The sequence below is a fragment of the Acidisoma sibiricum genome (assembly GCF_057837225.1).
Genome location: NZ_CM174445.1, coordinates 3,112,369 through 3,134,342, shown reverse-complemented (window position 1 = coordinate 3,134,342; position 21,974 = coordinate 3,112,369). Strand labels below are relative to the sequence as shown.

The following is a 21,974-nucleotide window of genomic DNA, read 5'->3' as shown; positions in this document are numbered from 1 at the left end:
TCAGCCTTTGATTTCCTGCCAGGCACGCTGCCAGGCGCCGTAATCCAGGCAATTGCTTTGGCCATTGCCGCAGGCCTTCAGCGGCGTCTTCCAGAACTTGATCTGGTCGAAATAGCTGGCCGGCGCATCGGCATGGTACTGCTTGCAGGACCCGGCCTGCTGCTTGTCCATCTCAGGACAGGCGAGGGTATTGGCCGGGGTCTCTCCGAAATAGATCGCCTGCTGCGCCTGCACATAAGGCGTGGTTACGTAGTTGATCCATTCATAGGCGCAGTTGGGGTGCGGGGACTTGGCGGAGATCATCCAGGTATCGGCCCAGCCGGTGACGCCTTCTGTCGGCAGCGTATCGGCGACCGGCACTTTCGCGGCCTGCAGCGTATTGGTCTGATAGGGCCAGGCGGCGCCGAGCGTGACATCGCCATTGCGGAAGAGGTCGATTTCATCGGACGCGAGTGCCCAGTATTTGCGGATCAGCGGACGCTGTTTCTTGAGCAAACTGACCACCGCATCCATCTGCGGCTGGGTCAGTTCGTACGGGTCGGTGATGCCGAGGCTGGGATCGGTCTTGGAGAGGTAAAGTGCTGCATCCGCGATTTGAATCGGATTGTCCGGCACGGTGATCTTGCCCTTGTTCGCCGCGTCATAGATGACGGACCAGGAGGTCGGCGCCGGCGTCACCTTCTGCGTGTTGTAGAGCAGCGTATTCGGCCCCCATTCGTAGGAGACGCCGTAATGCACGCCCTTCACGGTATTGAAGGACGGGCCCTGCAGTGCTGGGATGAAATTCTGCCAGGCGGGGATGAGTGCGACATTGATGGGCTGCACATTATGGCCGTAGATCAGCCGGAGCGTGGCATCGCCCGAGGCGGAGACGAGGTCATACTGCCCGCCGCCGCCCGAGCGCATCAACGCCACCATCTCATCCGACGAGCCCGCGTATTTCCGGTTGACCTTGCAACCCGTCTTGGCCTCGAACGGCTTGACCCAGTCATCCTGCGCATAGCCTTCCCAGGCGACGATATTGAGCGCGCCTTCGCCCTTTCCGATGGCCGATAGCGGCTCGGCGGCGGCGGCCGCCTGGGCGAAGGGCAAAGCGAGGCTCACGATCATCGCGGCCGTTCTGGTCAGGCACGTCATCGAGACTTTCATGATCCGGCTCCTATGATAGGTGAAGGTCAGGCAGCTAAAGGCCAGGGCGCTTCGGCAGACCAGACGGCCAGCACCGGCGCCCCCTGCGCCAGGCGCGGCGCCTGGGCGCCATGGGCGATATTTTGTTCCACCGCCGTGAGACGGGTGCCATCCGCGCAATCGAGCAGGAAGCGGGTGGACATGCCAAGATAGCTGACGGCGGCGATGTGTCCCGCAATCGTTTCAAGCCCGTCAGACGCGGCACCCGGTTCCAGCAGACGGATCTTTTCCGGCCGCAAGGCGAAGCGCGCCCCCTGCCGGGTGATGACATTGGTGATGCCGACGAACCCCGCGACGAATTCCGTGCGTGGCTGCTCATAGAGGAGCCAGGGGGTCGCCACCTGCTCGACCCGGCCATGGTTGAAGACGGCGATGCGGTCGCTCATGGTCAGCGCCTCATCCTGGTCATGCGTCACATAGATGAAGGTGATGCCCGTCTGCTGCTGCAGGGCTTTCAACTCCACCTGCATCTGGTGGCGGAGTTTGAGGTCCAGCGCGCCGAGCGGTTCGTCCAGCAGCAGGACGCGCGGGCGGTTGACGATGGCGCGCGCCAGCGCCACGCGCTGGCGCTGCCCGCCCGACAGCTGGCCGGGGCGGCGGGCGCCGAAATCCGCGAGCTGAACGGCGGCGAGCGCCTGTTCGGCGCGCTTCAGCGCCTCCGCCGGCGGCACCTTCTTGGCACGCAGGCCGTAGGCGACGTTTTCGAGCAGGGTGAGATGCGGGAAGAGCGCGTAATCCTGAAAGACCGTGTTCACGTCCCGCTTATGCGGCGGCAGGCGCGACAGGTCCTGCCCGTCCAATTCGATGTGGCCCGCGTCAGGCAGCTCGAACCCCGCGATGATGCGGAGCGTGGTGGTTTTGCCGGAGCCGGAAGGGCCGAGAAAGGTAAAGAACTCGCCCGGCCGGATCGCGAGGTCGAGGGAGTCGATGGCGGCCGTGCCGCCGAACATCTTGCGCACGCCGCTGAGGCGGATGATGGGCACCTCGCCTATAGTCGCCACCTGTCCCCCAGCCTGGTTGTTTCTCCGGCCCATCCTGGCGGGGGCGGGGGGATTTTGTCCAGGGGGAGGATACGCACTCTGTCGACCTCACGCGCCACACTGCCTGACCCAAGACATTGCGGTTCACGAGCGATTCTGTCATAGATATGGTAATGGACTTTTGCGTTGAGCGCTTGGGCTATCGGGGCAACCTGGGAGCATGGGGCACAATGCAGCGGCGAGGCGAAAGTCTCGATTGAGCGGAACAGGCCTCACGGCACCTTCGCTGAGGACAGACCTGATGCGTCCGAGCCTAAGCTAGTCGTAACCTTAACCTATCAAGGCGTCTGTTGGACGACTGGCAGACTTTATTTATCGGGCGGGGAGGGGCCGGTGTCGCGGCGCTTACCCAAGGGCCTACAACATAGGCCGAGAGGGAAGGGTAAGTGACGCACGCCACATGCAAAAACGTGCCAACCCGGCGCAACTTGGGCCGGGCGGGGCGGGTTCGCAAAGCTTGCCTAAGAGCCTAAAAACACTAGGCTTGGACGGGGAGATCAAGTGATGCGCACCACATGCAAAAACGTGCCACGTTGGCACGATATTATCTGGCGATCCGCAAGGGCTGCTTGATGATACTGTCTTTTGCGTTGAGCGCTTGGGCTATCGGGGCAACCGGGGAGCATGGGGCACAATGCAGCGGCGAGGCGAAAGTCTCGATTGAGCGGAACAGGCCTCACGGCACCTTCGCTGAGGACAGGTAGCTGTCGGGCGGGCAGGCTAACCAACAGGCCCCAAAGGCAGCTCTATGGAAGCAAAATTAGCCCTCGAAGTTCGGCGCCACCGTGTGCTCCATAGGGCATGGTTGGCTATCCAGCGCAACGCCCGAACCTCCAAGTCTCAAGATACCAGAAAAGAGATCGCCAATTTTGCTTTGAACCTTGAGACAAATTTGGGTCGGATCAAGCGGCAGTTACAAAGGAAAAGCTTCGTCTTTCTGCCAGCCAAGGGCGTTAAAATACCTAAGGATAAAAAAGATAAATCGAAGTTCCGCCCGCTCGTCGTAGCAAAGGTCGAGTCTCGGGTGGTGCAACGGGCCATCCATGACGTTTTGGTGTCGGTCCCAGCGATCCAGACCTACGTGAAAACGCCTCATAGTTTCGGTGGCATAAAGAAGGCGGATGAGGATGATATGGCTGCCGTTCCGGCTGCCATCCAAGCGGTGCTTAATGCCATCGGGGATGGCGGAAAATTCATTATCCGATCCGACATCACCAGCTTCTTCACTACGATCAAGAAATCCGCAGTGACTGCGATTATCGCCAAAGCCATAGACGATGCCGAGTTCATGGCTCTGTTCACTAAAGCGATTACGGTAGAATTGGAGAATATGGCGGAGTTGCGAAGCCACAAAGATGCATTCCCCATCGAAGATATTGGCGTTGCTCAGGGCAATTCTCTTTCTCCTCTGTTGGGAAATATTATCCTATATTCTTTTGATCGTGAGTTGAACGCGAAGCGGGATGTCCGCTGCATTCGCTATATTGATGACTTCATCATCATAGCGCCTAGTAAATCCGTCGCAGAAAATACATTTGGAAAAGCACAACATCTATTATCGAATCTTGGAATGTCTGTATCACCTTCAAAAACTCAAAGGGCCTCGGTTAAGGATGGTTTTGATTTTCTTGGGATTGAGCTTGCCAATGGATTTATTAGACCAGGCAAAAAATCTCGCGACCGAATGATCGCTTCCGTTAAGCAAACCCTGACGGAAAGCACTCGGGCAATGCGCGAGCTAAAGAAGACTGGGGACTTGGATCGCGCTATGTCTCTACCTGCAGCTTTGCATAGAACCAGTGGCGTCATGCAGGGATGGGCAAAACACTATAGATTTTGCAATGATGGCGAATGCTTGCGGCATATTGACGTGCAGATTTCACAAATGATCAAAGTCTACCTGTCCTCCTATAGAGATGTATTGGAGAGAGCTGACGAATTTGCGCGTTGGAAACTTTTAGGAATTGAAGCGGTGTCTCAAATTGAGCGGCAGTCCTTCGCATGGCCAAAGCAAACCGCGTCACTATTGTCTTCGTCCTATTTAGAACTGTCGGAAGTGACAAGCTCTGATCCAGATGCAGAGCCATGGACCTGTACGTGAAGTCGGCCTCTCTAACTATGAAGCAACGATCCTAGCGCGATAGGACCAAGTCTGTCGGAGATGCGGCCCTGAAGTCATACAAGCGCCTAAATGTCGGCATGGGGCGAGTCATGCAAATGTGCCGCTTTTTCGCGCAGGGATGCCCAAACGTGAGAAAGTCGATATCAGCCAGTCTAAAGGCAGTCAGAATCTCATCTGTTACTCTGTGCTTCGCATTGCTTTCAATGTCTGTACAAGCCGCAGATATCGTCGAATTTGGTCATTGTTCATCCCAGAAATATACGTCCACAGTTCATCTTTTTAAAGCAATCGACGGGAAGCCTTACATAGACGTCCGGTCTCAAATCCTGGCGCGAGGGTGGAAGCCCGCGCCGTCGTCGGAGACCTCCGGGTGGCGCATCGAGGGAGATAACACAACCCTTGTGCCGTTCAACGGGCAAGAACAGCCTTTCGCCGATAGGAATTTTTCTGAATTGAATGCCTGCGCGGAGGATCGCGATGCTCCCTGCCTGTTTCTTTTCCAAGATAAGCATAACGACCGGCTTCAGATTGCGACCTCGGGCGAAGAGAGCCCATGGTCACATGCGGTCATTGTCCCAAAAGCGTCCCTGGCTTGCCCGCCTGGGAAAATACCACCGTGATTTGACGATTGAGCGTTCGGGTTCGAGCGGAGTCGCGTCCCCCATTACGTCACCCGCGGGCTTGTCCCGCGGGTCTACCCGTGCGGGCACCCGGACGGTGTTGCGTCGCCACGCTGGGTCGGTTCGCGGAACAAGTCCGCGAATGACGACAGTGGTCGGTATCTGCGATCCTCACTGCATCCTCCTGCGTCATACCGGCCTGTGCCCGGGCGTAGATCACCGCCAATGTGGTGGGCTGAAGCCCACCCTACGGCCATCGCAACGGCATCGCTGCGCCCTGGCGCGGATCACCGCGCAATGGGGTGGGCTGAAGCCCACCCTACGGCATCGCAACGGCATCGCTGTGCCCGGGTGCGGATCACCGCGCAATGGGGTGGGCTGAAGCCCACCCTACGCCATCGCTACGGCATCGCCGTGCCCTGGCGCGGATCACCACGCGTAGGGTGGGCTTCAGCCCACCCCATCTTGAGGCGAACGCTCTCCCGCTTCGGGCAAGCTGATATCCGCGACTGCCCAATTGTCTGGGTAGGCGCCACGCGCCACGCACCAATGAAAACTTGAAAATGGCCAAGCGGCGGGATGCGGGGCAAGACCGTGCTTCACGGGATTGAAATGAATGTAATCCATGTGGGCCGCGAAGTCGCGATCGTCGCGGATCGTATGTTCCCAATACCGGCGCTGCCAGATGCCGGCTTCCCGCTTGCGGACGAGAGAGGCACGACGATTGTGCGGATGTGCGACCCGATGTGAAAACCGGGCCTTGATCATCCGCCAGCGGGTGGGGAAATCGGCATCGTCGGCCGGCAGCGTCCACAGGCAATGCAGATGGTCAGGCAGCACCACCCAGGCGTCGATATGGAACGGTCGCACCCGCCGCGTTTCTCGAACGGCTTGCCGAAGCGCGTCGATCTCCGCGACCAGAAGGTCGGAACGCCTGTCGAGCAGATTGACCGTGAAGAAGTATGAACCCCCGGCCACGCGATGACGGCGATAGTCTGGCATGGCGTGTGACGCGCACTGTGGTGGGCTGAAGCCCACCCTACGGCATCACGCTGGTAACTGTCAGGAAAAATAGGACTCCGCTACCAAGCTCGATCGGGACGCACCCCCAACCACGTCACCCGCGGGCTTGTCCGCTGGATCTACCAGTCCCGACGCCCGGGCGGCGTTGCGGCGCCGCAGCGGGTAGGTTCGCGGCACAAGTCCGCGAATGACGATGGTGGACGCTATGCGCCTTCCTCTGGCGGCAAGCAGGACCCGCTCAATCGTCTCACGAAACGGCCTACCCGGCTGACCCTGGCTCTTTCGTCTCAGGCTCGAACAGGATGCGCAGACGGGTGTGCGTTGCCTTGGCAAAGCGCGCCAGCGTGCGGGTGGAGGGCATGCTGCGCCCGCTTTCCAGCTTCGCCACGAAGGTCTGCGTTGTGCCCATGGCCTGGGCCACGTCCTCCTGCGTCATCGCGGCCTGGGCCCTGGCGCGGATCAGCGCATCGGCCAGCGCGAATTCTTCTTCCTGCGCCGCATACGCCGCCTGGAAGTCAGGGTCTTTCTGCCACGCGGTGATGCTCTCCTGCACCGGGATCATTCTGCGGCTCATAGAATCTCCTTCGCCCGGCGAAGCGCCGTTTCGATCTCCCGGCGCGGCGTTTTCTGCGTCTTCTTCACGAAGACATGGACCACCACGACGCGCTGCCCCGTCACCGTGACATAAGCGGCACGCGCAATCCCATCCTTGCCCTTCATCCGCATCTCCCAAATCGGTCCTTCGAGATGCTTGACGTAAGGTTCGTGCAACCGAGGGAGACCGTGAGTCTCTATCAGTTGCGCGATATGGGCGAAGCGCGCCCGGATGTCGGCCGGCAGAGCGTCCAGATCGGCCTGCACCCGATCATCCAGCAATATGACGCGCCATTGCACGATGGAATATACCTTTTTAGGTATAATTTGCAAGCGATATTAGTTTGGCAGCCTAAGCACCCGACGGCGTTGCGGCGCCACACGGGGTAGGTTCGCGGAACAAGTCCGCGAATGACGATGGTGGGCGCTATCTGCGATCCTCGCCACGTCCGCCTGTGCCAGAGCGGCCTTTGCCTGGGCGCAGATCACCGCGGTAGGGTGGGCTGAAGCCCACCCTACCGCTGACACACCCAAAGGGCCGCGCACTGTGGTGGGCTGAAGCCCACCCTACCGCATCACGCCGCCTTTTTCCCCACGAACTTGCCGCGGATATTGCCCCATTGCTGATCGACCGTGACGCCGATCAGGATGACGCCGCCCATGACCGCGAAGTTGAGGGAGGAGGGGATGCCCAGCAGGTTGACGAGGTTCTGCAGCTCCTGCAGCAGCACCACGCCGAGGATGACGCCGACCAGCGAGCCTTCGCCGCCGCGCAGCGAAAACCCGCCGAGCACGGCCGCCGCAATCGCATAAAGTTCGTAGAAATTGCCTTGGCTGGCCGGGCTGATGGAGCCGGTATACATGGCGAAATACATGGCCGCGATCGCCGTCAGAATCTGGCAGATGATATAGGCCCAGATGATGACGCGGCCGGTGCGGATGCCGGAATAGCGGGCGGCCTCTTCATTCTTGCCGACCGCATAGAGGTAGCGTCCGAAGACCGAACGATGCAGCACCACCCACATGATGACGCCGACGATGAGCATGGCGACGAAGGAATGCGGCACGCCGTAGCTGCGCCCGACCGTCAGCCAGTTGAGGATGGGAAAATTCTGCCCGAAGCCGAAACCGGCGGTGCCGTCCTGGGTATAGAAGCGCGCAATGCCGCGATAGATGAGCAGGCCACAGAGCGTCACGATAAAGGGCTGCAGCTTCAGCTTGGTGATGAGCAGGCCATGTACGATGCCGATGACGACGCCCAGCACGATCATCAGCAGCACGGCCACCGGCCAGGGCACGCCTTGATTGGCGACAAGATCGACGAACAGCACGCCGACCAGGGCAATGACGGACCCCACCGAAAGCTCGATACCGCCGGTGATGATGACGAAAGCCTGGCCGATCGCCGAGAGGCCGAACAGACCCACCAGATTGGCCGTATTGGAAATATTGATCGGCAGCAGAAAGCGGGGATTGAGGGTCGCGACGACGACGCCGACGACAATGATGAGCGTGAGCAGCCCTAAGTCTTTTTTGTTCATGCCGCGACGGTGTCCTGAAGAGTCTTGCCGACGGCGAGGAGAAGCACATTCTCCTCGCTGAATGCGGCCGGTGAGAGATAGCCCGAAATCGCCCCTTCATGCATGACGGCGATCCGGTCGGAGGCGCCGATGACCTCCTCCATATCGCTTGAAATCATCAGGATGGCGACGCCCGAGTCAGCCAGTTCGCGCATCAGGCGGTAGATCTCCGCCTTGGCGCCGATATCGATGCCGCGTGTCGGCTCGTCGAAAATCATCACGCGCGGTTTCATGGCCAGCCACTTGGCCAGCACGACCTTCTGCTGGTTGCCGCCCGACAGCGAGCGCGCCGGGTTCGAGAGCGTTTCCGTTTTGATGGCAAGGTTGCTGCGCTGGGTCTCTGCCGTCCGCCTTTCCAGCATGCGGGAGACAAGGCCGCGCCGCGCATGCGCCGGCAGATTGGGCAGGGATATGTTCTGCGCGATCGGCAGGTCGAGGATGACGCCGCAAAGCTTCCGGTCTTCGGGCACCAGAAAGATCCCCGCACGCACAGCGTCGGTCGTGCTGTGCAGTTTCAGTAGCTGGCCGCCCAGCGTCAGCGTGCCGCGCAGGGGCTTGTCGATGCCGAACAGCACGCGGGCGAGTTCGGTGCGCCCGGCGCCGACCAGGCCGGCGAAGCCCAGAATCTCTCCGGCATGGAGATCGAGATCGACGGTTTTCGTCGGATAGGTGGGCGTGGTGATGCCGCGCGCCGCCAGCACGACGTCACCCCGCGGTCGGTCACTATGGGTGGCATTGCGCTTGAGGTCGCGGCCGATCATCAGCTTGACCATGGCGTCATGCGTAATCTCGGCCCGCGGCAGCGCGCCCGCCAGACGCCCGTCGCGCAGCGCGATGACACGGTCCGCCGCCCGCTCGATTTCATGCAGGCGGTGGGTGATGAAGATCACGGCAATGCCCGCGCGCTTCAGATCCGCGATGACGTCCAGCAGTTTCTCGGTTTCGGCCAGAGGCAGGCTTGACGTTGGCTCATCCAGAATGACGAGCCGGGCATCCATCGACAGGGCCTTGGCGATCTCGACCATCTGGGACTGGGCAAGGGACAGGTTGGCCACCGGCGTATCGGCGCTGAAGGTGGCGCCCACGCGTTTCAGCAAAGGGGTGACGGCGTCCCGTTGCGCGCGTCGGTCAAGAAGCGAGAGGACGCCGCCCCGCCGCCGCTCACGTCCGATCAGGACATTGGCGGCAACATCCAGATTGTCGAAAAGGTTCAGTTCCTGATGCACGAAGGCGATGCCCGCGCCCATGCTGTCGGCGACGCTGAAACCGGCATGCTCGACGCCGTCGACCGTAATGGTGCCGCTGTCGGGTGCGACGACACCACCCAGGATTTTCATCAGCGTCGATTTGCCGGCGCCGTTTTCACCGACGATGCCGATGACCTCGCCCGGAGCGACGGTCATGGAGAAATCCATCAGCGCCCGCACGGGTCCGTAGGATTTGCTGAGATGGTTGAGAACGAGCCAGGGAGAAGTCGTCTCAGCCTCGCCCGCGCGGTCCGTGGTCGCCATAAGTCCTCCCGCTATCAGGGGCGCAAGACGCGCATCGGCCGTGGGCCGATGCGCGACCGTCCGTCTTTACTGGGCCAGGTTTACTGGGCCAGTGCCTTCTGTTCGGCGACATAGGCGTCGACATTATCCTGCGACACGATCTTGGTCTGGATGATGTCGAGCCCATTGGCCGGGATCGAGGACTTGTCACCCTTCAGATAGGCCGCGATCATCTTCATGCCCTGATAGGCCCAGACGAAAGGCTGCTGCACAACGGTGCCGGCGATGGTGCCTTCCTTGACGCCGCCGAGCGTGACCGGATCGCCGTCGAAGCCGACGACGGTGATCTTGCCGAGTTCGCCGCCTTCTTTCAGCGCGGCGTAGATCTGCGGCGTGTTGTAGGAATAGAAGCCGACAAGGCAAGTAATGGACGGGTTCGCGACCAGAATATCCGATACGTTCGACTTGGCGCGCGTCATGTCCATGTCATCGCCGCGCACGTCAACCAGGGTGATGCCGGTGCCCTGCAGGCCCTGCTTGAAACCCTGAATGCGCTCGCGCGCATTGTCGGCGCCGAGGAGGCCCACGAAGCCCATGCATTTGCCGCCCTTGGGCAGCGCCTTTTTGGCGATGTCGGCAGCCTGTTCGCCGGCCAGAATATTGGACGAGCCGACATAGGCGATGCGCTTGGTCTGCGGCGCGTCGCTGTCGGTCGTGAACAGCGCCGTCTCGCCCGCCAGCTTGTCGAATTCGTTGGTGGAGTTCTTGGGGTCAACGGCCGAGACAATGATGCCCTTGGCGCCGGCGCTGACCAGATTGTCCATCAGCTGGTTCTGGGAGGCGACGGTCGCCTGATCCGGGTATTGCAGCTCCAGCTTATAGTCCGGCAGTTCTGCCTGCGCCTTCTTCACCCCGGCGGCGGCGGCTTTCCAGAAGTCGGACGCGCCATTGGTAACGAAGACGATGGTGGGCTTGCTTTGCGCATGGGCGCTGATCAGGGCTGAACTGCCCAGCAGCATTCCGGCAGCAGCAAGGGATGCGAGGGTGCGCGTGAATGTCATGGCCGATGGTCCTCCTGCCGCTTCATGCGAGCGGCTTCTGTCGTTGGTGTGACGCAATCAAAGCCAGGGCACCGGCGGATCGTCCACTTGGGTGCCATAGAGCCGTGAATCATCAGACCATTACTTTGTAGAGAGGTTCAAATCGCCCTGTCAACGGAGAGGTTATTTTCGTTATCGCTATCTTTTGGTCGTTAATCTGAGCAAATGAGCAGGCCTTGCGCATGTGCGAGCGGCGCTGCGGCGGCCAGTCCGGCGGTGCTGGCCTGACCGGCACCCCGGCTGGCGCGCCCTGCGGGCTTGGCCTAGACCCGGAGCGGAGCAGGGGTGGCAGGCGGGGCATCGGGCGTGAGCGGACAGGATCTATGGGGCCGTATCGAGCGGCGGGGTATTCGCTTCATTCCCGAGGCCGAGCGGCATTCCGGCCCGCGCAGCATGGGTTTCGTCTTCTTCGGCACGCAGATGACCTATGGGTCGGTGGCCATCGGCGCGTTGCCGGTGGCGTTCGGCCTCGGCTGGCTGTCCGCCTTCCTGGCCATTCTGATCGGCACGCTGGTGGGCTCGGTCATCGTCGGCCTGATGGCCCTGATGGGCCCGAAGTCCGGCACCAACGGCACGGTGACCAGCAGCGCCTTCTTCGGCCTGCGCGGGCGCTATATCGGCTCCTTCATCACGCAGGTCATCGATCTCGGCTATTTCGCCATGATCCTTTGGGTGAGCGCGCCGCCGCTGGTGCAGGCCGGGCAGGCTTTGTTCGGCTGGGGGACAGGCACGGCGGCGCTGACCGCGGCCCTGCTGCTGATTGCGGTTTTGGTCCTGGTACTTGGCATTTTCGGCCATGCGACCCTGGTCTGGTCGGAGACCGTCGTCTCCTATGCCAGTCTGGCCGGGCTGCTGATCCTGGCGGGGTTTTGCCTGCCCCATGCGGCGGCCGGGCCTGATCCGAAAGCCAATCCGCTTGTCCTGGGGCAGTATTGGCCCAGCCTGATGCTGGCGGTGACGGTGACCATTGCGAACGCCATTTCCTATGCCCCCTTTGCCGGTGACTATGCCCGCTATCTGCCCGGCCGGACGCGGCCGGCGCCTTTATTCTGGTGGCCTTTCGGCGGCATGGTTCTGGGGTGCCTGACCGCCTGTCTGTGCGGCGAGATCATCGGCCTGGCGGTGCATGACCCCTTCAATCCGAATGCGCAGATGCTCGCCTTCCTGCCGCATGCACTGATTTTTCCGGTGATCGTGATCGGCCTGGCGGGCAATGCCGCCAATGGCGCCATGGTCGTCTATAATGGCATGCTGGACCTGCAGGCCATTCTGTGGCGGCTGAGCCGGCCCGGCGTCGGCCTGCTGTTCGGCGGCATCGGCCTGGTCCTCGCCTATCTCGGCCTCATCGTCTTCAGCGCCGCCAATGCGATCGTCGCCCTTTGCGCCATCGTCACCGTGCTGGTGACGCCCTGGAGCATCATCAATATCCTTGGCTATCTGCGCGGGCGCGGCCGCTTTCAAGCGGCCGCCTTGCAGGCCTTCGGGGCAGACGGCCCGGCCAGCCGCTACTGGTACCGAGCAGGTTTCAACCCTGCCGCCGTCATCGCCTGGACGGTCGCGAGCGTCACCGGCCTGCTCTTCTCCGATACGGCGCTCTTCGTGGGACCACTCTCCCGGGCGGCCCATGGCGTCGATCTGTCCTTTCTGACCGCGGCGGTACTGGCCGCCGTTCTCTACCCGCTGCTCAGTCGCGCTTTTCCTGATCGGGGCTGAGCGGCGGCGGCTGCCAAAGTCGGCGTCCCCGCCTATATTGGTGTCAGAGCATTACCGCCGGGCGGCAATCGTGCCGCAAGCAGGATAGGAGGCCGCATGGCCCTGGATCTTAGTTTTCGTCACGTCGCGCGCCCTGTCTTCGCCGGCGCGTGCCTGCTGTCGGTTGCGCTCTGTGGTCAGGCCCATGCAAGCGCCGCGTCGGCCCAGGCCTGTGCGGACAAGCTCAACCCCGAGGCGCGCGCGATTTATGACCGCGCGGCGCCCAGCGTGACGCCCTCGACCGACCTGGCGCCGCTGCTGAAATCTATCGTGCCGGGCATGGTCTTCTCAGGCGACGTGAAGGCCGCGACGGCGCGGGACTCGGCGATCGCGGCCGTGCCGTGCCTGAAGGACCTCAAATCGGACTGACCCTGTGTCAGGCGAGCAGGTGCAGCGCGCGCGCGAAGAAATCCTCGGTCCCGAAATTGCCGGATTTCAGCGCCAGCCGCAGGCCGGGATGGTTGCGGCCGATGACGCCGAGCGTCGGCACGCCGGGCGCGATCTCGGTGCCGATGCGAAAGGCCTGAAGCCCCAGCCGGTTGACCACGGCGCCTGAGGTTTCGCCCCCCGCGACGATGAGCTTGCCGACGCCGCGCGCGACCAGCCCCGCGGCCAAGGCCGCGAGAGCCGCCTCGATGCGCGGTCCGAGGGCGGTACCGCCATGCGCCGCCTGCAGCGTCTGCACGGCCTCGGGCGTCGCGCTGCTGGCGATCAGCACCGGGCCTGCGGCGAGCCGCGCCTCAGCCCAGGTGAGCGCCTCGGCGACGGCGCTGTCACCCTCCAGCAGGCGGGCGACGTCCAGGCGCAAGACCGGCATCAGTTTTTCGGCCGCCGCGATCTGCTGCAGGGTCGCCTGTGAGCAGCTGCCAGCGAGGATCGCGGCATGATCGCCGACCGGCAGCGACGGCCAGGCTGCGGCGGTTGCCGCCTGTGGCGCGTCGCTGTCGCGGAGCGCGCGGGCGAGGCCGATGCCAAGGCCGGACGCCCCGGTCGACACAGGATGATCAAGCGCCACCTCGCCGAGGATCTCGAAATGCGCGTCGTCGATGCCATCGACGATGGCAGCGCCCTTGCCGTTTTCGGCGAGCTGCGTGATCGCACGGCGCACGGCCGCCGGTCCCTGTTCTACGGTCTGCAGGGGCACGAGGCCGACGGGCGCCGCGCTCTGCCGCGCCAGCACGCGGACCAGATTGGAGTCCCGCATGGGGTTGAGCGGATGGTCCTTGAGCGGACTCTCGCTCAGCAACTGGTCATGAACAAAAAGATGCCCCTGGAAGACGCGGCGCCCGGTGCCGGGGAAGCCAGGATTGACCAGGGTGATGGAGGCGCCGGAGGCAGCCCGCAGCGCGTCGCTGACCGGCCCGATATTGCCGTCATCGGTCGAATCGAAGGTCGAGCAGATCTTGAACAGCACATGCGCCGCGCCCTGCGCGCGCAGCCAGCTGTCCGCGGCGAGCGACTGGGCGACGGCTTCGGCCGCCGGAATGGACCGGCTTTTCAGCGCCACCACCACGGCATCGACCTCGGGCAGGGTGAGCGTTTCCTCAGGCAGGCCGATCGTCTGCACGACGCGCAAGCCGTTGCTGGCAAGCGCATTGGCGAGGTCCGAGGCGCCGGTATAGTCGTCCGCGATGCAGCCAAGGCGCAGGGTCACTGGTTGTCTCCCGGCAGGGTCAGCCCGGCCATCTGGGCGTAAAGGCGCGTGACCGAGGAATCATCGTCGGCCGCCATGCCGGCCGCGGCCGTCATGAGAAACATCTGCAAGGCGCTGCCCGCCAGGGGCACCGGAAAATTCGCCGCCCGCGCCATGTCGAGGACGATGCCGAGATCCTTGGTGAAGATGCTGACCGAGCTTTTGGGGCTGTAATCGCCGCTGAGAACATGGGCCATGCGATTTTCAAACATCCAGGAATTGCCGGCAGACCGGGTGATGACGTCATACACTTGCTGGAGGTCGAGATTTTGCCGCGCCGCGAAGGCCATCGCTTCCGAGGCGGCGGCGATATGCACGCCCGCCAGCAACTGGTTCACCATTTTGAAGGCGGCGCCCTGGCCGGGCTGCTCGCCCAATTCATACAAGGTGCCGGTCATGGCGGCGAGGGCAGGGCGCGCCCGCGCAAAGGCGGCGGCCGATCCCGAGGCCAGCATGGTGAGCGTGCCTTCCGCCGCGCGGGTGGCGCCGCCGCTCATCGGTGCGTCCAGATAGTGCGGACCCATCGCCTCCAGCCGGGCCGCGAGACCGCGGACGACTTCGGGCGCCATCGTTGCGCAGGCAACAAAAACGGTGCCGGGCCGCATGCTGGCGGCACAGCCGGTGTCACCGAACAGGGTGGCTTCGGTCTGCGCCGCATTGACGACGACGGAAATCACGATATCGGCGTCCTGGGCCGCTTCAGCGGGGGTTGCCGCGGCCAGACCGCCCGCGGCCGCGAAGCGACCCAGCGCATCGGCAGAGACATCGGACCCGGCGACCGTGAAACCGGCCCGCAGCAGGGACGAGGCCATCCCGAAACCCATGGAACCGAGGCCGATGACGGCGCACCGGGGCGTTGATGTCGGACCCTGAGCATTCATGACCTGAGACTCCAAGAAGGATAGACGCCGGCGGGGACAGCGGGACCTGAGGGCACTGCGCGCCCTGCATGGCCGGATCGGGGGTTGGGATCGCGTTCGCGGCCAATGACGCCTTGCCGCTGGGATGCATCGCGCCGGTGCCAGGGCATCGGCCCGGCCATTCTGGGCCGGCCACACCTGATCCAGCCGCGGCTGAGCGGCTGCATTCGCTGTTGGACCACGCTGCCTCCATGACGGTTTCGATTGAGTATTGGCGCCCGTCCTTGCCTAGCGGTCTAGCGCACCGGTCATGGTAGCGCAATCATTATTCGCTGCGGCGGCGGCCGAAGGCGCAAAAGGGGGCAGAGATCGGCCCCGGCTGTGGCATTCCGGCCGCGTGTCGTGGCGGGGCGGTGGCCTGCCGCCTGGCATAGCGACCGGAAACGTTTCGGCAGTATCGTCCAGAACCGCAGCAATGCCATACGAAGCGGGCGCTATAACGGTTTCTGGCCCAAATTTTGCATGCTTTGCGTCGTTCAACAATTTGTATTGAGGGCCGCCTTCATGCGACACGCCTTTGGCTTCCTCTTCGCCGCTTTACCGCTCCTAGGGCTTGGTGCTCCGGCAGCAGAAGCCGCCGACCCCGGCGTCCTGCATATCTACAACTGGACCGACTATACATCGCCCGATCTGCTCAAGAAATTCACGGCTGAGACCGGAATCAAGGTGACACTTGATACCTATGATTCGAACGAGACTCTGCTGGCGAAGCTGAAGGCGGGCGCGACCGGCTACGATCTTGTCATCGTGACCAATGATTTTGTCAAAATTTTCATCGATCAAAATCTGATTCAAAAGGTCGATGTCGCGTCGATGCCGAATTTCAAAAATCTTGATGAGCGGTGGAAAGCCCGTCCCTGGGACCCGCAGGCCGATTATACCGTGCCGTGGCAGTGGGGGCTGACGTCCTTCATCTATGATACCAAGGTCTATCCCGAACCGGTCGATAGCCTGGCGACGCTGTTCAAGCCGCCGGCGGTCTTTGACGGCAAAATCGGCATGCTGGGCTCACCCAGCGAGGTCATCAATCTGGCGCTGATCTATGAAGGCGCCAAACCCTGCGACAGCGATCCGGCTCTGATGAAGCAGACGATGGCGCTGCTCAAGGCGCAGAAGCCCTTCGTGAAGCTTTATAACTCCGACGCGATCATCGACCGCATGATGTCTGGCGAGACGACGATCAGCATGGAGTGGTCGGGCGGTGCGGCGCGCGTGCGGCAGCAGAAGCCAAGCGTCAAGTTCGTTTATGCCAAGGAAGGCGGCGGCGGCTGGATGGATAATTTGGCCGTGCCGGTCGGCGCGCCCGATGTGGAGAACGCCAAGAAGTTCATGAACTTCATGATGGACCCGCAGAATGCGGCCCTGGAGACCGAGTTCGCTCAGTATCAGAACGCCATTCCGGCGTCGAACCAGTATCTCCCGGCCAGCATCAGCCAGGCACCTGAATTCAACCCGCCCAAGGACTACAAGATTTTCTTCTCGCCGGGTTGCGATGCCAAAGCGACCAAAAGCTATGACCGTATCTGGACTGTTCTGCGCCAGTAGTCTTGCGGAGGCCTCTGGCCGGCGAACGCCGGCCAGAGGCTCTATCTCGCGGCGTCTGTTGTGAGGCCGGCCTCAAACCAGACGCTGGCTAAGAAAGGGGGCCGCTAGCCTGCAAGCGCATCCAAAAAGCGCGTGTCGGCATATTCAGCCAGGAAGCGCTCTCGCCAGGCCTCATTGATATGGTCGCTTTGCTGCTCAAACCGATACCAATCGGTTTGGCGCATCGGCGGCGTGGCCGTCAGGCCGGCATGGCCAGCGACGCGGCCGACCACGGCCTGCGGCTCGCTTTGCAACTGCTCGTAGTCGATATAAAGCGGCCGGATGCCGTTGCGCGCGAAGTAAATTTCCCAACGCTCACGCCGCAGGGCGAGTTCAGAGACAAGGGCGCGGATGCGGGCGCCGTCATACACGGGCTCTGATTTGTTTTGAGACCAGGACGTGAATTTCTGTGTTGACTGCGCCTTATGCAGGGACAGTGCCTGAGCCAGGAGGTCCCGGCGCTGCAGGGAAACGAACTGCGGTTCGGGCAGGTCCCGGCACAGATCGAGATAGGGCGCTATGCGGTCCATCGCCCAGGGATGCAGCTTCAGACTGAAATACCCATTGGACGTCGTGCCCAATCGCTTGGCCCAGAGAAGCTGCCCCGGCACATCCTCCGGGTAGTCGGCGTAATGCGCCTTCATCCAGGGCGTATTAAAATATTCGTAGGCGCGGCCAAGCTGCTCCGTGGCGGCCAGAAGCTGCGCCAGATAATGCGAGCCGGTGCGCTCATCGGTACACAGGATCAATGTCCGGCGGGGGGCAGGCGCTTCCGTTTCCCGCAAACGTGTCGCGACCTCTGCCGGGTCAAAGATCTGAGTCTCTACCTCCGCGTCATCCTGGCGCCACCGTGCGAGGAGATTGCGCAACACCGCGGTCACGCCGCGCGCAGGAGAGACGCATGCCTCACCCTGCGGCCGTGTTGGGCCATGCGACCCTCAAACCCTCGCAAACTCATAATCTGTGTCATGGAAGATGCCTTCTTCCCTGATCAAGGCGGATGACGGAAACGGACAGGCGCGGCAGCGCATCTGTCACCAAAGTCTCATGAAATTTTCATGACAGCAAGACGCCATGTCGTGGCATCAACCTCTGCTCGCGGGCCTGTGAAGGGATGAATTTACCCTTTTGGGTGTAACGAACCCGTGATGCGGCCTGTAAAGACATCTAGACATTTAGGGATCTGGGCTTGATAACGCCTCATGGCTAAATCCGATCGAACCGCCGATACCCAGTTCGCCGCTTTGCCTTACCGCTTTGAGAAGGGCGAGCTGGAGGTGATGCTGATCACCTCGCGCGGCCGCGGTCGCTGGGTCATTCCCAAGGGCTGGCCCATGCTCGGTCGGAAGCCCTATCAGGCGGCGGAAATCGAGGCTTTTCAAGAGGCTGGGGTCAAGGGCAAGATCGACAAGACGCCGATCGGGACCTACGCCTATTCCAAACGCCTGCCCAGCGGCGAGGATCGACTGTTTCTCGTCGTCGTCTATCCGCTGCGGGTGACGCTGGAAGCCGTGAAATGGCGCGAGCAGGCGGAGCGGCAAAGGGGCTGGTTCAGCAAAGGCGATGCGGCCGATCGCGTGGAAGAGGGCGGCCTGGCCCAAATCATCGCGGGATGGCGCTGACCGTCGGCCCTGGCGGCAAGGTGATGACCTGCTACGGGCCCATGGCCCATGGCCCATGGCCCATGGCCCATGGCCCATGGCCCTGCCTGCTCGGCGCCGACGGCGCTCTGGTCGATCGCGGTGGGCCGGCGAAAGGGCCGATGATCCAGGGGCCGGTCGGTCGGTTTTGGGTCGATACGATGCATAATCATAATGAAATGGACATAATGAGACTGGCGGCTTGCGGCCGGGACAGTGTTGTTGACCTGACAATTTCGGTGACATCGTCCTGTTCAGTGTGGAATGTTGCCATCAAAAAGACGTGAGACCTCGCCGCCGTAGGTAACGAATCTTTGCTTTTGAGGCGGCAGGCTGGATTCGGGGCCATGCGCAGGGCGTAAGGCAGTATCCGCTGTATGAGTCCCATGCAGTTAGCCGGAGAAGCGCCATGTCTTTGCAAAGGGCAGAATGCCCTTCAAAGAACACGGCACAAACATATGGACTTTGTAGAGACTGAAGCGATGGGGCAGGGCGATGTGCCCCCCACGCGTCTTGATATTACGGCCATCAGTCCAGGCGCCTTGCCGTTTACGGCGCTGGTCGGCCAAACCGTTTTGGCCGCCAATGAGTTGGTGAGCGCCTGGGCGATGTTGTATGCGTCCATTTCCGGGCATAGCCTGTCTTATGTCGGCACCGCCTTCGACAAATGGGCCCGCGAGAGCGTGCAGCGCGAGCATGTGTCCGAGCTTGCTGGGCAGTTTCTGGGCAAGCTGCCGCGGGAGCTGGAACAGGTAGAGACGCTGCTGGAGCGGGCCGAAGAATTGGCGCATGAGCGCGACCTTCTGGTCAGCCAGCCCTGGAGCATCAGCCAGCTGCACGAAATGCGGCCCGCTCAGCCCGTCGATGCGTCCGGCCATCTGCCGGTCAGGCAGGAATTTCTTCTCGAACATATCGCCCAGTTTGAGATGCTGTTTGAAGCGCTGGAGCGGCTGCACGGCGACGTGATGGCGCTGGCCGCGGAGTTCAGCCAGTCCCGCGACATCGAAAAACTGCGCGTCCTCAACCGCAGCGCGGTTCTGGCCGCCGAGCAGAAATCCGCCCAGAAGGGTCGCCGGGGCAAAGCCGGATCGCGCCAGAAATCCTGGCCGCAATCGCTGCGGGCCTAACTTGCGTGCCGTCCACACAATGGCGCGGGCAATAAATTGTCTGATCAACGTTTAAGTTTTGTGAAGCCGTGCTCACGGGAGGTTGTTGACGCCGCTGCTTGAGCGACCATCGTCACTGCGTAGCTAAGGCCCTGAACGGAATACCCCGTGATGGAGACCATTGCTATGCAGGACCCGCGCACGAAATATCCCGCGCCCCCCTTTCCCAAGCAGCCTCAGTCCGTGCCCGGCCTCGCCGCTGAGATGATCCCGACACCCGATCATGGCGAAACAAGCTACAAGGGCAGTGGCCGCCTGGCCGGCCGCCGGGCGCTGATCACCGGTGCTGACAGCGGCATCGGCCGGGCTGCCGCCATCGCCTATGCCCGCGAAGGCGCGGATATCGCGCTGAGCTATCTGCCCGAGGAGGAGCGCGACGCGCAGGCAGTCGTGGCGCTGATCCGCGATGCCGGACGCCGCGCGATTGCGCTGCCAGGCAAGCTGGTCGATGAAGCCAGCTGCATCGCCCTGATCAAAAAGGCCGAGGCCGAACTCGGCGGCCTCGATACGCTCGTCATTGTCGCGGGTCACCAGCAGGCCTGCGAGGATATTCTGGAACTGAGCACCGAGCAGTTCGACGAGACGTTCAAGACCAATGTCTATGCCCTGTTCTGGCTGTGCAAGGCGGCGATCCCCTCTCTGAAACCGGGTTCGACCATCATCACCACGACCTCGATCCAGGCCTATGAGCCTTCGGCCAGCTTACTGGATTATGCACAGACCAAGGCCGCGATCGTCGCCTTCACCAAGGCGCTGGCCAAGCAGCTGGCGGAGAAGGGGATTCGGGTCAATTCCGTGGCGCCCGGCCCGATCTGGACGCCGCTGCAGTCGTCCGGCGGTCAGCCCCAGGACAAGATTCCGACCTTTGGCGCGCAGACGCCGCTCGGCCGGCCTGGTCAGCCGGCTGAACTGGCCGGGGTCTATGTGCTGCTGGCGTCGGAGGATTCGAGCTACATCACCGGCGAGACCTTCGGCGTGACCGGCGGCAATCCGCGTCCCTGATCGCTAGCGCCGCCCCCGCCGCTTGCGGGGGAGAGCGACGCTCGTCATCTTCGGCCCCGTTTCAGCGGGAGGGGCCGGCGATGGCGGCGGATTGGGCGATATACGGCCGGGCCATTCACGCGCCCGATGGCGTGGAAGACCTGGCCGCGGCGCTGATCTGCATCGGCGCGGATGGCATCATCACCGCGGTTGAGCCGGGCGTGGACCAAAACGATCCGCGCCTTGCCGCGCTGCGGGCCGATGGCCGTCTGATGGAACTCGCTCCTGGCGAAATCCTGATCCCCGGCCTGGTCGATCTGCATGTCCACGCGCCGCAATTCCCGCAGCTCGGCACCGCGCTGGATGTGCCGCTGGAAGACTGGCTGCAGCGCTATACCTTTCCGCTTGAAAGCCGCTACGCGGATCTCGGCTTTGCCGAGACCGTCTATAGCGATCTGGTCGCGACGCTGCTGGCCCATGGCACAACGACCGCAGTCTATTTCGCGACCATCCATCTGCCCGCGACGCAGCGTCTGGCGGAAATTTGCCTCTCTGCCGGGCAGCGCGCCTTTGTCGGCCGGGTCGGCATGGATCATCCGGCGCAATGTCCCGCCTTCTATCGCGACTCCTCTGCCGCGGTTGCGATTGCCGAGACGCGCGGGCTGATCGACCATATCCGCGCGCTGCCGGGCAATGACGGCGAATTGGTGCGGCCCATCATCACGCCGCGATTCGTGCCGGCCTGCACCGATGCGCTGCTCGACGGTCTCGGCGCTCTTGCGGCGGAGACCGGCTGCGCCGTCCAGACCCATTGTTCCGAAAGCGACTGGGCGCATGCCCATGTGCTGGACCGCACCGGTATCACCGATACCGAAGTGCTGGACCGCGCCGGCCTGCTGCGCCGGGGCAGCGTGCTGGCGCATTCCAATTTCATCACGGACGCCAATGCGGCGCTGATCCGAGCGCGGGGTGCGGCCGTCGCCCATTGCCCGCTGTCCAATATTTATTTCGCGGGCGCCGTGTTTCCCCTGCAGCAGATGCTGGGGCAGGGGCTGCATATCGGCCTCGGGTCCGACATTTCCGGCGGGCCCAGCGCATCGTTGTTTGAGGCGGCGCGGCAGGCGGTCGCCTGCTCGCGCCTGCTCGAAAGCGGCACCGATTCCCGAATGCCCGCGGCAGAGCGGGGCCGTGCAGGCACGCGGATCGATTTTCGCACGGCTTTCCGTCTGGCGACCGCTGGCGGCGGCGAATCGCTCGACCTTCCCATCGGCCTCTTCCGCCCCGGCTATGCCCTCGACGCCCTTTTGCTCGCGACCTCCCTGCCCGATGGAAACCTGCGCTTCCATGCGGCCGAGAGCGGGGAGATGATTGTCGAAAAAATCGTCATGACGGCAGGGCGCGGCGATATTGCACGGGTCTGGGTCGCGGGCAGGCTCGTCAAATCGCGCTGACTATGGTCATAGGCGCAGGCTGCCGGGTGG

General features: G+C 62.6%; 19 protein-coding genes. 8 read left to right on the top strand and 11 right to left on the bottom strand.

Annotated elements, in window-relative coordinates; translation table 11 throughout:
- Together AC3G7M_RS14915 and AC3G7M_RS14910 are read right to left on the bottom strand one after the other, a co-directional pair.
- Positions 1 to 1,149: an ABC transporter substrate-binding protein gene (locus AC3G7M_RS14915; RefSeq protein WP_489212922.1), complete on the bottom strand. Its 1,149-nt coding sequence runs from the start codon at positions 1,147 to 1,149 to the stop codon at positions 1 to 3.
- 26 nt (positions 1,150 to 1,175) lie between these two features.
- Positions 1,176 to 2,138: an ABC transporter ATP-binding protein gene (locus AC3G7M_RS14910; RefSeq protein ID WP_489216060.1), complete on the bottom strand. Its 963-nt coding sequence runs from the start codon at positions 2,136 to 2,138 to the stop codon at positions 1,176 to 1,178.
- A gap of 838 nt (positions 2,139 to 2,976) precedes the next feature.
- On the opposite strand from AC3G7M_RS14910, the gene AC3G7M_RS14905 reads away from it, so the two are divergent.
- Entirely contained in the window at positions 2,977 to 4,329 is a 1,353-nt protein-coding gene (locus AC3G7M_RS14905) for a reverse transcriptase domain-containing protein (RefSeq protein WP_489212921.1), read from the top strand.
- Between the two features lie 1,091 nt (positions 4,330 to 5,420).
- Here AC3G7M_RS14905 and AC3G7M_RS14900 read toward each other — a convergent pair.
- The 6 genes from AC3G7M_RS14900 to AC3G7M_RS14875 form a co-directional block, all read right to left on the bottom strand.
- A complete protein-coding gene (locus AC3G7M_RS14900) occupies positions 5,421 to 5,972 on the bottom strand; it encodes an REP-associated tyrosine transposase (RefSeq protein WP_489212920.1) in 552 nt (183 codons plus the stop codon).
- A gap of 280 nt (positions 5,973 to 6,252) precedes the next feature.
- Positions 6,253 to 6,567, bottom strand: coding sequence for a helix-turn-helix transcriptional regulator (locus tag AC3G7M_RS14895; protein WP_489212919.1), 315 nt, complete (start codon positions 6,565 to 6,567; stop codon positions 6,253 to 6,255).
- Complete coding sequence (locus AC3G7M_RS14890; protein ID WP_489212918.1) at positions 6,564 to 6,887, bottom strand: type II toxin-antitoxin system RelE/ParE family toxin; 324 nt, start codon at positions 6,885 to 6,887, stop codon at positions 6,564 to 6,566. Before AC3G7M_RS14890 ends, AC3G7M_RS14895 begins: the two co-directional genes overlap by 4 nt.
- A gap of 275 nt (positions 6,888 to 7,162) precedes the next feature.
- Positions 7,163 to 8,128: an ABC transporter permease gene (locus AC3G7M_RS14885; protein ID WP_489212917.1), complete on the bottom strand. Its 966-nt coding sequence runs from the start codon at positions 8,126 to 8,128 to the stop codon at positions 7,163 to 7,165.
- The gene (locus AC3G7M_RS14880) at positions 8,125 to 9,678 is read right to left on the bottom strand and encodes a sugar ABC transporter ATP-binding protein (RefSeq protein WP_489212916.1); all 1,554 of its coding nucleotides are present in this window, start codon (positions 9,676 to 9,678) and stop codon (positions 8,125 to 8,127) included. The genes AC3G7M_RS14885 and AC3G7M_RS14880 overlap by 4 nt, the downstream gene beginning before the upstream one ends.
- 80 nt (positions 9,679 to 9,758) lie before the next feature.
- A complete protein-coding gene (locus AC3G7M_RS14875; protein WP_489212914.1) occupies positions 9,759 to 10,718 on the bottom strand; it encodes a sugar-binding protein in 960 nt (319 codons plus the stop codon).
- 345 nt (positions 10,719 to 11,063) lie between these two features.
- Between AC3G7M_RS14875 and AC3G7M_RS14870 the strand changes: the two genes are divergently transcribed.
- Both AC3G7M_RS14870 and AC3G7M_RS14865 read left to right on the top strand, forming a co-directional pair.
- Entirely contained in the window at positions 11,064 to 12,470 is a 1,407-nt protein-coding gene (locus AC3G7M_RS14870; RefSeq protein WP_489212912.1) for a purine-cytosine permease family protein, read from the top strand.
- A 96-nt stretch (positions 12,471 to 12,566) separates the two neighbouring features.
- Entirely contained in the window at positions 12,567 to 12,878 is a 312-nt protein-coding gene (locus tag AC3G7M_RS14865; RefSeq protein ID WP_489212911.1) for a hypothetical protein, read from the top strand.
- A gap of 7 nt (positions 12,879 to 12,885) precedes the next feature.
- Here AC3G7M_RS14865 and otnK read toward each other — a convergent pair whose 3' ends face one another.
- Positions 12,886 to 14,163, bottom strand: coding sequence for a 3-oxo-tetronate kinase (gene otnK / locus AC3G7M_RS14860; RefSeq protein ID WP_489212910.1), 1,278 nt, complete (start codon positions 14,161 to 14,163; stop codon positions 12,886 to 12,888).
- Positions 14,160 to 15,014 (bottom strand): L-threonate dehydrogenase, encoded by an 855-nt coding sequence (gene ltnD, locus AC3G7M_RS14855; RefSeq protein ID WP_489212909.1) that lies wholly within the window; start codon positions 15,012 to 15,014, stop codon positions 14,160 to 14,162. Before ltnD ends, otnK begins: the two co-directional genes overlap by 4 nt.
- 612 nt (positions 15,015 to 15,626) lie before the next feature.
- Here ltnD and AC3G7M_RS14850 point away from each other — a divergent pair.
- Positions 15,627 to 16,667, top strand: a complete 1,041-nt coding sequence (locus tag AC3G7M_RS14850; RefSeq protein WP_489212908.1) for an extracellular solute-binding protein — start codon at positions 15,627 to 15,629, stop codon at positions 16,665 to 16,667.
- A 104-nt stretch (positions 16,668 to 16,771) separates the two neighbouring features.
- Here the strand turns inward: AC3G7M_RS14850 and AC3G7M_RS14845 are convergent, their stop codons facing one another.
- Positions 16,772 to 17,587 carry a Stf0 family sulfotransferase gene (locus tag AC3G7M_RS14845; protein ID WP_489212907.1) on the bottom strand — a complete coding sequence of 272 codons (816 nt, stop codon included), beginning with the start codon at positions 17,585 to 17,587 and terminating at the stop codon, positions 16,772 to 16,774.
- Between the two features lie 321 nt (positions 17,588 to 17,908).
- On the opposite strand from AC3G7M_RS14845, the gene AC3G7M_RS14840 reads away from it, so the two are divergent.
- The 4 genes from AC3G7M_RS14840 (at position 17,909) to AC3G7M_RS14825 (ending at position 21,944) form a co-directional block, all read left to right on the top strand.
- Entirely contained in the window at positions 17,909 to 18,328 is a 420-nt protein-coding gene (locus AC3G7M_RS14840) for an NUDIX hydrolase (protein ID WP_489212906.1), read from the top strand.
- A gap of 476 nt (positions 18,329 to 18,804) precedes the next feature.
- On the top strand, positions 18,805 to 19,473 hold the full coding sequence (locus tag AC3G7M_RS14835; RefSeq protein ID WP_489212905.1) for a hypothetical protein: 669 nt from the start codon (positions 18,805 to 18,807) through the stop codon (positions 19,471 to 19,473).
- A gap of 150 nt (positions 19,474 to 19,623) precedes the next feature.
- The gene (locus AC3G7M_RS14830; RefSeq protein ID WP_489212904.1) at positions 19,624 to 20,514 is read left to right on the top strand and encodes an SDR family oxidoreductase; all 891 of its coding nucleotides are present in this window, start codon (positions 19,624 to 19,626) and stop codon (positions 20,512 to 20,514) included.
- Positions 20,515 to 20,594: 80 nt separating this feature from the next.
- Positions 20,595 to 21,944 (top strand): amidohydrolase family protein, encoded by a 1,350-nt coding sequence (locus tag AC3G7M_RS14825; RefSeq protein WP_489212903.1) that lies wholly within the window; start codon positions 20,595 to 20,597, stop codon positions 21,942 to 21,944.
- The last annotated feature ends 30 nt before the right edge of the window (positions 21,945 to 21,974 follow it).